This is a genomic window from Pedobacter cryoconitis (assembly GCF_014200605.1).
GTDB lineage: Bacteria > Bacteroidota > Bacteroidia > Sphingobacteriales > Sphingobacteriaceae > Pedobacter > Pedobacter cryoconitis_B.
On sequence record NZ_JACHCE010000007.1, the window covers coordinates 220081 to 234705 of the forward strand.

At 40.3% G+C, this 14625-nt stretch carries 12 protein-coding genes; 3 read left to right on the forward strand and 9 right to left on the reverse strand.

Annotated elements, in window-relative coordinates; all coding sequences use genetic code 11:
* Nucleotides 1-25 precede the first annotated feature (25 nt).
* Nucleotides 26-1534 (forward strand): S8 family peptidase, encoded by a 1509-nt coding sequence (locus tag HDE68_RS20000; RefSeq protein WP_183884002.1) that lies wholly within the window; start codon nucleotides 26-28, stop codon nucleotides 1532-1534.
* A gap of 46 nt (nucleotides 1535-1580) precedes the next feature.
* Here the strand turns inward: HDE68_RS20000 and HDE68_RS20005 are convergent, their stop codons facing one another.
* Complete coding sequence (locus HDE68_RS20005) at nucleotides 1581-1817, reverse strand: hypothetical protein (RefSeq protein WP_183884003.1); 237 nt, start codon at nucleotides 1815-1817, stop codon at nucleotides 1581-1583.
* 216 nt (nucleotides 1818-2033) lie between these two features.
* Between HDE68_RS20005 and HDE68_RS20010 the strand changes: the two genes are divergently transcribed.
* Nucleotides 2034-2273, forward strand: coding sequence for a hypothetical protein (locus HDE68_RS20010; protein ID WP_183884004.1), 240 nt, complete (start codon nucleotides 2034-2036; stop codon nucleotides 2271-2273).
* 102 nt (nucleotides 2274-2375) lie between these two features.
* The gene (locus HDE68_RS20015; RefSeq protein ID WP_183884005.1) at nucleotides 2376-2678 is read left to right on the forward strand and encodes a hypothetical protein; all 303 of its coding nucleotides are present in this window, start codon (nucleotides 2376-2378) and stop codon (nucleotides 2676-2678) included.
* A 66-nt stretch (nucleotides 2679-2744) separates the two neighbouring features.
* Here the strand turns inward: HDE68_RS20015 and HDE68_RS20020 are convergent, their stop codons facing one another.
* From HDE68_RS20020 to HDE68_RS20055, 8 genes are all read right to left on the reverse strand, one after another.
* Nucleotides 2745-3545 carry a DUF475 domain-containing protein gene (locus tag HDE68_RS20020; protein WP_183884006.1) on the reverse strand — a complete coding sequence of 267 codons (801 nt, stop codon included), beginning with the start codon at nucleotides 3543-3545 and terminating at the stop codon, nucleotides 2745-2747.
* Nucleotides 3546-3651: 106 nt separating this feature from the next.
* Nucleotides 3652-4581 carry a hydroxypyruvate isomerase family protein gene (locus HDE68_RS20025; RefSeq protein ID WP_183884007.1) on the reverse strand — a complete coding sequence of 310 codons (930 nt, stop codon included), beginning with the start codon at nucleotides 4579-4581 and terminating at the stop codon, nucleotides 3652-3654.
* Nucleotides 4582-4623: 42 nt separating this feature from the next.
* On the reverse strand, nucleotides 4624-5634 hold the full coding sequence (locus HDE68_RS20030; protein WP_317617715.1) for an FAD:protein FMN transferase: 1011 nt from the start codon (nucleotides 5632-5634) through the stop codon (nucleotides 4624-4626).
* Between the two features lie 10 nt (nucleotides 5635-5644).
* Complete coding sequence (locus tag HDE68_RS20035; protein WP_183884008.1) at nucleotides 5645-6967, reverse strand: Gfo/Idh/MocA family protein; 1323 nt, start codon at nucleotides 6965-6967, stop codon at nucleotides 5645-5647.
* A gap of 77 nt (nucleotides 6968-7044) precedes the next feature.
* Entirely contained in the window at nucleotides 7045-8004 is a 960-nt protein-coding gene (locus HDE68_RS20040) for a formylglycine-generating enzyme family protein (RefSeq protein WP_183884009.1), read from the reverse strand.
* A 6-nt stretch (nucleotides 8005-8010) separates the two neighbouring features.
* Complete coding sequence (locus HDE68_RS20045) at nucleotides 8011-9897, reverse strand: RagB/SusD family nutrient uptake outer membrane protein (protein WP_183884010.1); 1887 nt, start codon at nucleotides 9895-9897, stop codon at nucleotides 8011-8013.
* A gap of 33 nt (nucleotides 9898-9930) precedes the next feature.
* The gene (locus HDE68_RS20050) at nucleotides 9931-13377 is read right to left on the reverse strand and encodes a SusC/RagA family TonB-linked outer membrane protein (protein WP_183884011.1); all 3447 of its coding nucleotides are present in this window, start codon (nucleotides 13375-13377) and stop codon (nucleotides 9931-9933) included.
* Between the two features lie 169 nt (nucleotides 13378-13546).
* Nucleotides 13547-14599, reverse strand: a complete 1053-nt coding sequence (locus HDE68_RS20055; protein WP_183884012.1) for a FecR family protein — start codon at nucleotides 14597-14599, stop codon at nucleotides 13547-13549.
* Nucleotides 14600-14625: the final 26 nt, after the last annotated feature.

Sequence of the window (14625 nt, forward strand, 5' to 3'; positions counted from 1 at the left end):
TCACCTATTTTAAATCTTCCTCCCTATGAAAAAGAACAACACTGCTTCGAAAAATTACATTCTGCTCCCTGTATTCCGTACAAATATCAGTAAGCAGGAAAGCCCTAACGTGGCAAGATTTCTCACTATGTTAAGCAATTCAGTTGAGCAGGCTTCTGCAGTAAGTCTTGCAAGCAGGAATATGCATCAAAAGGCGAGTGATGATATTCCTGTAGTTGTACTGGATTCTATTGAAGCAGAGGGTGCAAAACTGATCAGGATTAATGCCGATGAATTAGCCAATTTCCGTTTCTCCTATCCGGGATTAAGGCTGATTAAAGAGAAATTTTACAAACCTGCTGTTTGTTCGCCTCAAAGAATACAGGTACAGATTGAACAGGCTGAAATAAAAACAGCAGTTACAGTAAATATCACGGATACTAAAGGAATAGCTGTAGCTGATGTCACTGTTGTTATTTTTACCGATTTCCAGGGCAGGAAAGGTGCATCTGGTGTTACTGATCTTAAAGGCTCTATTGCTTTAAGTCTGGACCGCAACACTGCCGAAAGGATCTATATTTACCCTAACCATAGTTATTGGGGATATTTTAATAAAGCCGTGCAACTGACTGCTGCACTGAATATTCAACTTGAGCCCATCGTGCTTAGTTTTAAAGATAGCCTGAGATATTTTTATGATACGGCTAAATTTCCTAAAATAACTCAGAAAGTGAGGATTGGAATTATTGATACAGGCGTTGGTCCACATCAGGATTTAAAGGTTGCTGGTGGTAAAAACCTGGTCAGGGGTGAAAATGAAACCGATTATCAGGACAATGGCGAAGGTCATGGAACTCATGTTGGTGGTATTATTGGTGCTTATGGACAATTGAATGGTGTGGCTGCCGGTGTAGAGATCATGAGTTACCGTGTTTTTCCAAAAGATAGCGGAGCTTCAAATTTTGATATTATGAAAGCTATCAATGAGGCGATTACCGATCAATGTGACCTGATTAATATGAGTCTTGGAGAATCACAGGTTGATGAAGGAATTACCAGTTATATCAAAGAAGCCTATAATGCTGGGATCGTTTGTTTTGCTGCGAATGGCAATGATAACAGAGCAGCCGTGAGTTTTCCTGCGAATGATAGTTTATCTATTGCAGTTTCTGCTATGGGCAGATTAAATACCTTTCCGCCAAATAGTGTTGAAAGCGGTTCTGTTGAAGAACCATATGGTACAGATAAAGATAATTTCATAGCAGACTTTTCTAATATCGGGCCTGAGACGGCTTTAACTGCGCCCGGTGTGGGGATTATTTCTACTTATCCTAACAATTTATATGCGGTAATGGATGGAACCAGTATGGCTTGTCCGGCAGCTACAGGCATGGCAGCCAGAATATTAGCAGGCAATCCTGAGCTGCTTAATTTACCGAGAAATCAAACCAGGGCAGACGAGATCGTTAAATATCTGTCTGTCAACATAAAATCCATGGGTTTTGGAAACCTATATGAGGGCAAGGGTATGTTACAACCGCCAGCTTCGAAGTAAGTCGAAAAGGATCATATCAGCAACATATGATCCTTTTTTATTTTTTCTAATGAGAAAATTCGTCAGTTCTTCTGATAAAATCACCAAGTTCCAGGGCAAGCTCCTGAGTGAATGCTGTCGTGCCACTCCAAATCGGGCCCTGCTCCTGAGTCTCCTTAAGGAGGCATCCAATTAATTTTCCTGCTGTAAAAACCTGGTAAAGTGGAACAACTGCCGTTGCTGAATGAATTGTTAAAGTAACTTTGGTTTCATTAACCTTAGTTATATAAGTGTATTTTTGCATGATACTAAAGTATTCGTTAGTAATCACTACATCAATAGGTATAAATAACGGTTTTTATTTACGTATTTAACCAGCGTTATGATGAATATACGCAGTGGTCAATTAACACATAAAAATATTGATTTTATATTTAACCAATATTTTGATTAAATTTAACATAGGCTTATAAAAGCTCAAAATTCTGTAGTTGAAGAAAAGACATGTTATATCTCAAAAATGAACTTCATTCTAAAGTATCAGGGAACTGACCAACCGGACCTTGATCAGGTATGCGCAATTCTGGACACTTACCATGTTCAGCTGCTGGATAATAGCCTTTGGCCTGAGACCGCATTGGTTAATATGGAAGTATCGGTATTAGCCAGTTTGCAGAAGGTGCTGAACCAGTGGCATATTTATCCGGAAGAAGAATATCAGCTGCCATCTCCCAGAAAAACCATAAAGAAGTCTCATTAGCCGCATTCTGTTTAAAACTTATCATTTTATTTGCAATTGTTACATAATTAATTTTTAAGAGAGTTATTTAATTACATATATTTAGGTATCTATCTCTCAAAAATGAAAAGCTTAAAAATCCTCAAACTCTTACTCACGTTCTACTTGAGTATCCTGGTAACCACCATCGCACTATTTTTAATTGGTCTGCTTGCCTACCATTTTATGGGGGTAGAATTCCTTCCCGTAATTATCTGGTTTAAAGTAATTACACTGGGAATTATCGGTTACTACATCAGTAACTATAAAAAAAGGGAAGTTTACTGTTATCAAAATTCAGGATTGCCCAAAATATTTTTGTGGGTATGTACCTTTAGTTTTGATTTAAGTTTATTTGTAGCCCTGTTAATTCTGATGAAAAGCTAAAAATGCCATAATCTTCTGATCACAGCATTTTTAGGTGTCAATATCCAGGGTTTTCTTCTGAAAAGATTAATCGTTCTTTTCTGTACTCTCCTCCTGTATTTTATGTTGTTTAGGGAAGTTAAACAGTAAGGAAGAAACAATAGGCAGAATGAAAATTGCTACAGTAAATACAGACACAAAAAGATCTGTCTTTTCACCCTCAATAGCATGAGAAATTGGTGATTCGGGATAAAAATGAGTGACAAGCGAAGAGGTAAGTTTAAGTCCTAAAACCCCGATAACAGTAAATGCAGCAGTTTCCAGAAAAGTAAATTTCTCCATGAGTTTAACAAATGCCTGAGCCACAAAACGCATTGCGAGTATTCCAATAAAAATCCCGATATAAATCAGATAGATATGATTAGTAAATGCAACAGCAGCAAACACATTATCAATTGAAAAGGCCAAATCCATAACTTCTACAAGGGCTACAGTTGCCCAGAAGGTTCCAACAAGGCCTACTGTAGATCTATAGAACCAGCTTTTAGACTTATCAATCTTTTCTTCTTCATGGACATTATTTTTATTACGTTTCTTTCTGAAATAATCAAAGGCAAGATAAAGTAAATACAAGCCGCCAAGAGGTTTAAGCCACCAAATCTTCACCAGCCAGGCGGCAAGAAACAAACAGATTCCACGGAATACATAAGCACCGATTATTCCATATTTCAATGCTCTTTTGCGCTGATCTTTTGGTAAATCCATTACCATAGTGGCCAGCACTGCGGCATTATCTACAGAGAGCAGACTTTCTATGACAATTAAGTTTAAAATGATGAGTAATCCAGCTTTTATATCGTCGCCAAGAATCGTGTGTAAAAAGTCCATTATTTGTTTTTCTTTTATTTCAGAGGTATGATTTCAATCTCAAAAATAGTTATCTAAATCCAATATCTGTTAATCCATGCTCATTTGTTAACAGGTATTGTAAGATTTAAAGAAAATTATCGGCTTCTCTATAAGCTTGAATGACCCTTAACTCTCCATCTTTTCCTTTGATTGAATTCCCATGCTCCATCCCCATTACCCCTTTATAGCCTTTCTGATGCAGGTGCTTAAATAAGTTCCTGTAATTAATCTCACCTGTTCCGGGTTCATTTCTGCCTGGGTTATCACCAATCTGAATATAAGCAATCTCTTCCCAGCAGCGATCCATATTGATCATCAGGTTACCTTCTGTCCGCTGCATATGATAGATGTCAAAAAGTATTTTGCAAGATGGGCTATTCACGGCTTTACAAACACTATAAGTTTCATGTGTCTGTTGCAGAAATAGTTCTGGCGTATCACTTAAAGTTTCCAATACCATGATTAAACCATGAGGCTCAAAGATCTCAGCCCCTGCACGCATCGCATCCACAACATTGGCCATCTGAATTCCATAAGGTAATTTACGCTCATAAAATCCAGGGACAACCGTTAGCCATTTTGCATTACAGCGTTTTGCAGCTTCTACAGAGCGATGACAGGTTTCTATAAATTTGTCCTTAAACTCTTTCTTTCCGGTAGTCAATGAGGTTTTCCAATTCTCACCGCCATCCACTACAAATACGCCCATTCTCATACCAAGTCTGGCCAGCAGCTCTCCGATTTTGGTTTGTTCAGCTATTGGCCTGCCTAAAAAACCATTGTCTTCTATAGACCTGAAACCCTGATCATACATGAACTGAATCTGGTCCAGGAAGCTTTTTCCGGCTTGTCCGGCAAACATTCCCTCATGAGGCGCATAGTCCAGGTTAAATGTTTTTCCTGCTAAAGCTTCAGGAGCTGTTTGCAAAGGACTGGCAGCAGTGTTCATTGCACTACCTGTAAGCACTGCACCTGTTGCAATTGCCGTATTTCTTAAAAACTCTATTCTATTCATATAAAATTGGTTTTGTTGTTTTATGATGATTTAGAAAACATGTTAATTTACGATCATTTTTCTAAAACCAGTAGTCAGTGTATCTGTAACCGACCCGTCCCTGCGGTGATAGATAATGTAAGCCTCCATGTTTTTTCTGGCTGAGACAAAGGCCAGGGCCTCTTCTACATCCATAGCCATAACCGCATTGTCATAGCCATCTGCTGTGATCGCATCTTTTGCATAAATAGTTACGCTGATTAGCTGATTGTCCAAAGGATAACCTGTTTTAGGGTTAATCAGATGAGATATCTTCTTACCCCCTGTTTTAAGGTACTTCCGGTAATTTCCCGAAGTCGTTACTGCACCTTCATTGAAACTGATCACATGCCTGATCTGTGGCTCTGTATTCTCATTTAAAGCAGGTCCTTCGATACCTATTCTCCTGACAGAGCCATCAGGTTTAGTCCCTTTCATCCTGATCTCGCCACCTATTTCTACAACAAAAGATTTTACCCCTTTACGCAAAAGATAGTCAGCGACTACATCTACACTATAGCCCTGGGCTATACCATTTAAATCAATAGTTATACCCGGTCTTGTCTTGATCAGCTCCTTTCCTTTAAGCTGCAGGAGATTCATCCCCACATCTTTCAGCAGTTCTTTAATCTTTGCACTGTCAGGAAACAGCGTGATTGGTTTTGGGCCGAAACCCCATGCCTGAACCAGTGGCGCTACCGTTACATCAAACTTGCCCTTTGTATCTTTATAAATTTCAAAAGACTTGTTCATCACGATCCTGAAATGCTCATCTATACTTAAACTTTTTGTTGAGGTATTGAATTTACTAATCAATGAATAAGGCTTATACAATGACATAGATGAATCTATTTGAATTAAAATACTATCCACTTCACTTCCACTCACTATCGCAGAATCTGCGGAATATTTAATCGTATAATCTGTTCCCTGTGCATAACCATGCAGTGTATACTGGTGCTGATCTTTTCCTTTAAAAAAGAAATTAATCAGCATCAGTAAGGATAAAATAATAGTTTTATTGATCAAAATCACAGCAGGATAATTAAATTACCTTAGTTTTCCCGGGTGTAGGTATTGGGTATAGCCCATTGGCGTCAGGCATTAGTTTAGGATTAGCAGTCCAGCTCAACTGATCCGGGAACAAACTATTGTCTGCTTTTAAAGCATCATCCCATTTAATAGTCTGGCCAGAATAAGTTGCATATCTGCCAATAATTGCTGTAAAACAACTTTTGGCACCACGTTCGGCATCACTGAATTTAAATTCTCCTTTAGAGATTGCAGCGAACAATTCGTCATGTTCTGTTTGATACGGGTTTTTATTTCCCTTGGTTGGATGACTGAATATTTCTTTTCCTTTATGGTCCCAAAGTACGCCATGATTTCCAGCCGATAAATAGGTACGGCCTTTAGTGCCCTGGAAAGATTCATCCACACGGTTTTCTGTACCTTCAAAGTGGCGGCACTGACTGTAAATCACAGCACCATCCGCATAGGTTAACTCTACGGCATGGTTATCATAGATCTCTCCATAATCTTTTCCCGTTCTCCAGGCACGGCTGCCCGTTCCCTGTACAGAAACAGGATAAGCCCCTTTAACCCAGTTAGCAATATCGATATTATGAACATGCTGTTCTACAATGTGATCGCCGCATAACCAGTTGAAATAATACCAGTTACGCATTTGATATTCCATTTCAGTTTGTTCAGGCTGACGTTTTTTAACCCATACCCCTCCACTATTCCAATAAACCTGTCCGCTATAGATCTCACCGATCGCACCATCCTGGATGCGTTTCATAGTTTCCCTGTAATTAGTTTGATATCTGCGCTGTAAACCAACCACAACATTCAATTTTTTCTGTTTGGCAATTTCTGCCGCTGCCAGAACCCTGCGTATTCCAGGAGCATCGACAGCTACTGGTTTTTCCATAAACACATGTTTTCCTTGTTTAACGGCCTCTTCAAAATGAGTTGGCCTGAAACCCGGTGGAGTCACCAGTAAAACAACATCTGCCAGTGCGATTGCTTTCTGATAAGCATCAAATCCAATAAAACGACGTTCCTTAGGCACATCAACTTTATCTTTAAACTTATCAGATAGTACTTTATAACTATTATCCATTCTATCCTGGAAAGCATCTGCCATAGCCACCAGTTTGACATTAGCAGTAGTACTCAGCGCCTGGAAAGCAGCACCCGTTCCGCGATCCCCACAGCCTATCAGGGCAATTTTAATCGTGTCATCAGTAGAAGAGTGTCCGCCGGCAAAGGCGAATTGATTTAACAATACTCCTCCTGCAATCAGTGCAGAAGATTTTAAAAATTCACGGCGTTTATCACGCAATTCTTCCTTGTTTATCATATCATCAGGTTTAATTTGGTTGTCGGTTTGTTTGTTTAATGCGTTGTGATCGTCAGCTTAATTGCTGTCAAAGGGGTTTAATAATCTGCAATAACAGGCTGATCATAATAAGCCATTATTTCAGCTTTGGATGGTGTATTCAGGGGTCTGACTAAACGCATCCCAATGAATGGTGCTTCGGGGAACCACCAGTTACTCTTTGGAATTTGCGGGTCCAGTTGTTTCCATGCCGGGTCAGAAGCCAGTCTGGCCGCAGAACGTAAATCCTGTGGGGCATCTTCATAAGAGCCCCCACGGATTACATGTGCATATAATTTAGCCGGAGCGGCCACAGGATTGATTACTGTCTGGTCTTTCTTCCGGGCATAGAAATCTGCTTCATACTGATCGTAAGTCCATTCTCCAACATTACCATAAAGATCAAACAGACCCCATTTATTTGGTTTCTTCTGGCCTGCAGGATGTGTTTTACCTCCGCTATTTCCTTTGAACCAGCCATAATCAGCAAGTAATGCAAGGTCATCCCCAAAACTATATTCACCAGTACTTCCCGCTCTGCAGGCATACTCCCATTCAGCTTCAGTTGGCAGGCGGTAAAATACTCCTGTTCTGGCGTATAACCATTTACAATATTGTATTGCATTGTAATGTGTCATGGCCAGGGCCGGATGATTTTCCTTACCCATTCCAAAAGTCATATCCAGATAAGGTTTGGTAGGCCTGGTTACCGCATCTACATTTGCAGGTACCGGGCCGGTACTGTGTGAAGTTTCATAATCCTTATACAAAAACGGTTCATACAGATCCCAGGTAAGCTCATAAGTCCCCATCCAGAAAGCATCCAGTTTCACCCGGTGCAAAGGCTGTTCATCAGCTTTCCCTTTTTTACTTCCCATCAGGAATTCTCCTGCAGGAATAGCCTGCATCGTAAAACTCAATTTGGTTCCTTCGATTTGCTGTGTATAGGATTGCTGCTGCGCAAATGAAAAAAAAGCAGCAATTAACAATGGAACGGTCAGTAGTATTTTAACTTTCATGAGCACTTAGTATCCAGGATTTTGTATCAGTTCTTTGTTCTTAAAAACCTCATCACGTTCAAAAGGTCTGAAATAAACCTTCTCTGCCCATAGACGGTTCTCTTGTGCCGTTTCAGTTGTCGGCGTATAGGTATAGTCATAAACCGAAGGGTCATAATGATAAGGCTGGGACATAGATTTACCAGATTTAAACTTGCCATTCACCTTAATATAAGTAGTTTGTCTGCCTAAAGTTTCTTCCGCAATCATCCAGCGGCGGGCATCATGGTAACGCTGTTCTTCATAAACCATTTCTATTCTGCGTTCGTGACGATAAATATCCCGCATTTCTGCCTGTGAAGCCATATTAACAGCAGGCATACCCGATCTGAAACGGATTCTGTTCAGCCATAAAACAGCCTGATCTACCTGTCCAAGTTCAATACTGGCCTCAATATAGTTAAGAACAGCTTCTGTATACCTGAAAAAAGGCCAGGGCACAAATTGCGGCATTGAAGCATCTACAATCGCAGGGTCCGGATCAATAAATTTTTGGGTATAATAGCCAGTCCAGCTTCCGTTCCAGTTTTCAATAGAACTTCCGCGGGTGTCCAGACCTTTAAAATTAATCACATTGCTGCCCTGTGTCAGATCATATTCGCCCGTTTGGATCTGATTTGCAGGATCTACATTTCCTGAAACTTTATCACGTGGTTTCCAGCCTGCACCATCATAAAGTACAGTCGCGTAAAAGCGCGGATCGCGGTTTTGATAAGGGGCAGCTTTCTGAGCAGAATTTGTCCAGCTGAATTTCGTTCCGTCAACCATTTCATAATCATCCACCAAAAGGCCTATAGGTGTATTACCTGACCAATTATGATAACCATTAGGTCCGTTAGCTCTGCCATAGCGGTTATCACTGCGGTCAATAAAATAGCGGGCAAAAATCAATTCTGAATTTGCCGAAGCATCTATTCCCGGAGCCTTGCTTTCGCCACCCATGGCTATACTTTTATAATTGTTTCGGCCATCCTGCGCAGACACAGGAGCGCTTAAATTCAGCTTATAACCATTGCCTGCATCCATTACAGCTTTAGCTGCATCCTGTGCTAATTTCCAGCGCTGACTGCGGTCACCAGATACATAACCCAGGTATTCCGGATGCGCATATCCTGAAATAACCCCTGTCTTAGATTTTGACTTTGCAGTATTTGCATCGTGTAAATCGCTGGCTGCATAAAGCAGTACCCTCGATTTTAAAGCCATTGCTGCTAATGAAGAAGTTCTTCCCTTTTGAACGCCCTTTCCACTCAGCTCCTTAATTGCATTGTCACAGTCTTTGATAATAAAATTCACACATTCTTCGTAGGTTGCGCGTTTTGCAGCATAGTCTTCATTCAGTGCATAAACTTTAGTAATCAGGGGTACACTGCCATAAAAACGAAGCAATTGCTGATAAAAATAAGCTCTTAGGAAATGAGCTTCACCCAACAGCTGATCTTTTACATTCTGGTCACTAATTCCATTATCCGTGCCGGTTAACTTTTCTATAGTAATATTACAAGAGCGGATACGGTTATACATTTTGCTGTATGCCCAGGTATCATCTACCCAGCCCAGTGTTGTTGGATTAATAATACCCGAATTAATCAGATCTATCCCTCTGTTTGGATGTGTAAACAAAGATTCATCCGAAACTGATGACAGCATTTGCTCAGAAAACCCGCCGTTTCCTAAACCATTGTAAATTTCGGTTACAAAAGCCTGTGCCAGCGCAGGATCTTTCCAGACCAGTTCTGAAGGAATCTGGGTTGGCGGGTTAACATTAAGGAAGTCTTTTTTGCATCCGCCAGAAAACGAGGCCGTCAATGCAACTGTAAGTAATATATAGGTATTTCTGAATATAGGTTTCATATGAAATATTTATAATGTCTATAGATAATGAGCTTAGAAAGTAACTTTAACACCCATATTGATAACTCTCGCCTGCGGATAATACTGCGCACTGGAATTGGTCGATTCCGGGTCCCAGATACCAATTTTATCCAGCGTAATCAGATTTAAACCGTTCGTATAAACCCTTAAGGCGCCGATGCCAAGTTTTTTAGACAATTCACCGGGCAGCGTATAACCAATTTCTATATTTTTCAATCTGACATAGTTATTGCTGCGCAGCCAGTAGGTATTACGTCCGGCGTTGTTAAAATCCGTATAATACGTTTTACCCCGATTAGACAAGCGTGGAAATTCACTGCTTGGGTTCTCAATAGTCCAGCGGTTGTTATAAGACCATTCCAGGAAATTACCTATATCACCCGATTCCGTAAGCCCTACAATCTGCACACCTCCCGAAGCCCCCTGGATCAGTGCAGAAAAGTCCCAGTTTTTATATTGCAGGCTCAGGTTTATCCCTCCCGTAAAAGTAGGCGTACTTGTCTTATCAGATCTGATCCGGTCATTACCGTCAATTTTACCATCCCCATTGACATCTCTGAATTTCATATCACCTGGCTGCAGGTTATTGGTTAATGCACTATAATTAACCTTATTTGCATTGATCTCTGCCTGATCCTTAAATACTCCTATATATTCATAAATTAAGTCTGTACCTGTTGGCATACCCGTAGATTGCTGCCATGAAGGTGCTCCCGGAGTTTCATCCCAGAAAATGATCTTATTTTTAGAATATCCGCCATTTACACTAATCCCATAACCCAATTCCCCGGCGCGGTCATTATAACTCAGTTTAAATTCAAACCCTTTGTTATTTACCTTTCCCAGGTTAACCGGAGGCAATTTGTCAGTAATACCTGAACTTCCAGGAATAGAACTTCCTCTGCTGATCAGGATTTTAGTCCGTTTATTATAGAAATAATCAAATTCAAAACTTAACCTGTTATTCAGAAAAGAGGCATCCAGACCAATATTTGCATTATTAGCTACTTCCCATCCAAAATCTAAATTAGGAACACGGTTTTCTGCTAGCGTCTGACTATACTGATTGTTGATGATGTAATTTCCAAAACCCATCGTACTTAAATACTGGTATTCTGCAAGGGCATCGCCAAAATAAGCCTCTGCTCCCATCTGTCCCCACGAAGCTCTTATTTTCAGGTTATTAATGAACTTCACATTGTCTTTAAAAAACGATTCTTCTGAAACGCGCCATCCTGCTGAAACACCAGGGAAAAAGCCAAAGCGTCTGTCTTCAGGGAAAATATAAGATCCATCCACCCGCCATAAAAACTCAGCAAGATATTTCTCTTTATAATTGTAACCTGCTCTTCCAAAATAACTTAAGCGTGCTCTGTTGAACAGATTATTAGGGCCGTCTGTTGGATTACCAACTGTTTGTTCCCTGTCACTTCCTGCAACCAATTGCTGCAATGCTGTTGAGAGGAAATATCTGCGGGTAGCATTAAAACCATCATTGTTAACTTTTTCTCTGGTTACCCCAGCCATCAGGTTAAAAGTATGGTCTCCTATCTTTTTATCATAATTAGCCATACCCATCAGGTTGATAGCAAGTTGTGCTCCTGCAGTTTCAGATAAACTGGCATCCGTACGTTCAGAACGTACAGTTCCGGTTAATAAAGGAGTTACCCCATCAGCTTCAAAAGATTTCTTGTCCCAAAAATAAAGTGTCCAGGGTGTTTGCCATCTTTTCTGTCTTCCTGCAAACTTATCAATAGAAGCCGTACCCGTAATTTTCAATCCCTCAACACCTGGCACCTTGATGTCAATTTTACCAGTAGACTGAAAATAATCACGCTGATCTCTGTTATAGCCAGTTTGATCTGTAGTCACCAGATAAGGATTATAACCAAACTCAATATCTGGTCCTGGCAGTCCGTTTGGCCATACTGCCTGTTCTGTAGGTTTACCACGCATCAGCATTCTGAAAATATCACCCGCACCAACTGTCGAGTAATTGCGTGCTTCTTCACGGCCGGTAATCCCTAAAGTCAAGGTCACATATTTACTCACTGCTGCTTCCAGGTTAATCCTCAAATCATATTGTTTATAGCCTGTAGCCGATTTTTTATAATATCCGTCCTGATCTAAATAACCTAAAGAGATCAGATATTTAATATTCTCCGCTCCTCCTGTGAGCTGTAAATTGTGTCTTTGCTGTGGAGACCATGTTTTTAAAGTCGTTTTGAACCAATCTGTATTTGGATAACGCAGCGGATCAGAACCATCCCTGAATTTCTGCATTTCTTCGGGGCGATAAAAAGCAGTGACTGTATTTCCATTATCTGGTCTTTTATAAATACCTGTCTCCTTGAATGCCTGTGAGGCAGCTGCCCATTGATCAGCAGGCAGATCAGAACTAAATATGTTCAGCTCATTCAAGATCTCTGCATACTGCGTTGAATTAGCCATTTTAGGCGTTCTTGTCGGTTGCTGCAGGCCATAACTAAAATCATAGGAAAGCTGAGGTTTACCTGATTTACCCTGCTTGGTCGTAATTAAAATAACACCATTGGCTGCGCGCGATCCATATATAGCCGCAGAAGCGTCCTTTAAGACAGAAATACTTTCTACATCATTCGGATTGATACGCTCCAGACCACCGGCCCTGTTTGGAACCCCGTCAATCACAATCAGTGCATCGTTATTTCCTAATGAATTTACCCCGCGGATACGGATTGTTGAACCATCTGCACCCGGTTCGCCGCTTGCCTGTAAAGCAGTTACCCCAGGTAAACGCCCTGCCAGGGAATTGGAAAGATTGGCTGTGGGTGTTTTTGCCAGTTCAGAACCTTTAACTGATGTTACCGCCCCGGAAACTACGGCTTTCTTTTGTGTACCATAACCAACAACAACAATTTCTGTAAGTGCCTGGCTGTTCTCCTGTAGTTTTACATTAATTACAGGGCGGTTACTGACTGCGATTTCCTGGCTGTTATAGCCCAGATAAGAAAAAATAAGTGTCCCATTTCCAGGAACTTTGATTGAATATTTTCCTGAAGGATCTGTCGTTGTAGCTGCGGCAGATTCCTTTAGTTTAATACTAACCCCGGGTATGCCCGATCCTTTCTCGTCTGTGACCGTACCTCTGACTAATATATCAGCTACAGCTCCATTTTTAGGTCTGATGACCACCAGGTCATCATCCATCGCCTGAAACTTCAGGTCAGTACCTTTTAAAAATGAAGTCAGTGCATCGAAGACCAGAATGTCCTTTTGCATCAGGGTGATCTCCTTATTAAGCGGAAGGTCATCTTCGCTGTATAACAGACGAAAATTCCCTTTATTCTCCAGAATAACCAAAGCGTCCTTTAGTTTTACCTTCCGGATATTTAAATCAATCTTTTTGTTCTGAGAGTAACTGCTGGCAGATACCTGGAAACAAAAAACGAAAGATAAAACGAAGATCCAGTTTAACATTAATAATAGTTTTTTTTTGGAAAAATGGACGCATAGAACTTTATTGCACAGTTCTTTTTTTTTCATAGATTTGTGAATTTCAAAGTTAAAAATCTGATAAACTGTAGTATTACACTACGGACTGGAAGGTTGAAAAGGGAGGGAATGTTGGCGCATTTACTCCCTTTTTTTAGTAGATGATCACGTCATGCGCTTTAAGATTAAAAGTGAAGGGTTTAATTAACTGCATTGCCGTCAAAGCTTCTTTAATATTCTCATTTTTAAAGACTCCTGTAAAACGATAAGATTTTGCTTTCTCTGAATTAAGGTGTACCCTGATATTAAACCAGCGTTCCATTCTTGGTTTTAAATCTTCGAATGTTTCATTATGAAATACCAGCGTATTATTTTTCCAGGATACTTCTTCGATATATTCATAATTACCAATTCTGACAGGAACAATATGTTCTATCATTAAGGACATGTCCTGTTCGTCCATTTTCATCACCCCTTGCTTATCGTCGTCCAGCACAAATTTCTCTAAAGGATTTAAGATGATTTTTTGTGAAGAATTCTTATTGACCGAAAGCTCAATAGAGCCGCGTAATAAAGTAGCCACAGATTTCTCATCCACAGGATAAGCCTTAACATTAAATGCAGTGCCCAGTACTTTGATGGAGATTTTGTCTGTACGTACAATAAAAGGATGTGATTGACGGTGCGCTACATCAAAAAAGGCTTCACCGGTTAAGTGTACAACACGCACATCTTTATGGTTAATAGCTGTATTATAAGATAGTTTGCTGTCTGCATTGAGCCATACGACAGTCCCATCTGGAAGTTTTACGTTTTTACGTACGCCTTTGCCCGCAATAATCTGCGTATTAAATACCTCATTATCTTTATGGCCTAAATAAAATATCCCTATAAAGAACAGGATACATAAAGCCAGCAGGGCTCCTGACAGTTTTTTATACTGGCTGAGGACAGGAACAGGATTCTCTTGTTCGGGGGTAACCAGTTCATCATAAAATTTAAGCTTGTGACATTGATAAATACGATCTATATCCGGGCAGCTATCGGGTCCCTCGTCACTATTTAACCAGATTTGCTGGAGTACTTCATCATAATAAACAGCATCAGGGAAGCTATTAATCAGCTCAGTCAGCTCCTCCAACTCGCGTTGGGTAGCCTCACCAGCCATTTTACGAGCTAATAGTTCTATAATTCTGCTTCTTTTCATAAAGACCGCCTTAAGCGTTTATATTG

Coding starts and splice junctions, on each gene's coding strand:
- HDE68_RS20000 (WP_183884002.1), top strand. CDS start 26: ATGAAAAAGAACAACACTGCTTCGAAAAATTACATTCTGCTCCCTGTA.
- HDE68_RS20005 (WP_183884003.1), bottom strand. CDS start 1,817: ATGCAAAAATACACTTATATAACTAAGGTTAATGAAACCAAAGTTACT.
- HDE68_RS20010 (WP_183884004.1), top strand. CDS start 2,034: ATGAACTTCATTCTAAAGTATCAGGGAACTGACCAACCGGACCTTGAT.
- HDE68_RS20015 (WP_183884005.1), top strand. CDS start 2,376: ATGAAAAGCTTAAAAATCCTCAAACTCTTACTCACGTTCTACTTGAGT.
- HDE68_RS20020 (WP_183884006.1), bottom strand. CDS start 3,545: ATGGACTTTTTACACACGATTCTTGGCGACGATATAAAAGCTGGATTA.
- HDE68_RS20025 (WP_183884007.1), bottom strand. CDS start 4,581: ATGAATAGAATAGAGTTTTTAAGAAATACGGCAATTGCAACAGGTGCA.
- HDE68_RS20035 (WP_183884008.1), bottom strand. CDS start 6,967: ATGATAAACAAGGAAGAATTGCGTGATAAACGCCGTGAATTTTTAAAA.
- HDE68_RS20040 (WP_183884009.1), bottom strand. CDS start 8,004: ATGAAAGTTAAAATACTACTGACCGTTCCATTGTTAATTGCTGCTTTT.
- HDE68_RS20045 (WP_183884010.1), bottom strand. CDS start 9,897: ATGAAACCTATATTCAGAAATACCTATATATTACTTACAGTTGCATTG.
- HDE68_RS20050 (WP_183884011.1), bottom strand. CDS start 13,377: ATGTTAAACTGGATCTTCGTTTTATCTTTCGTTTTTTGTTTCCAGGTA.
- HDE68_RS20055 (WP_183884012.1), bottom strand. CDS start 14,599: ATGAAAAGAAGCAGAATTATAGAACTATTAGCTCGTAAAATGGCTGGT.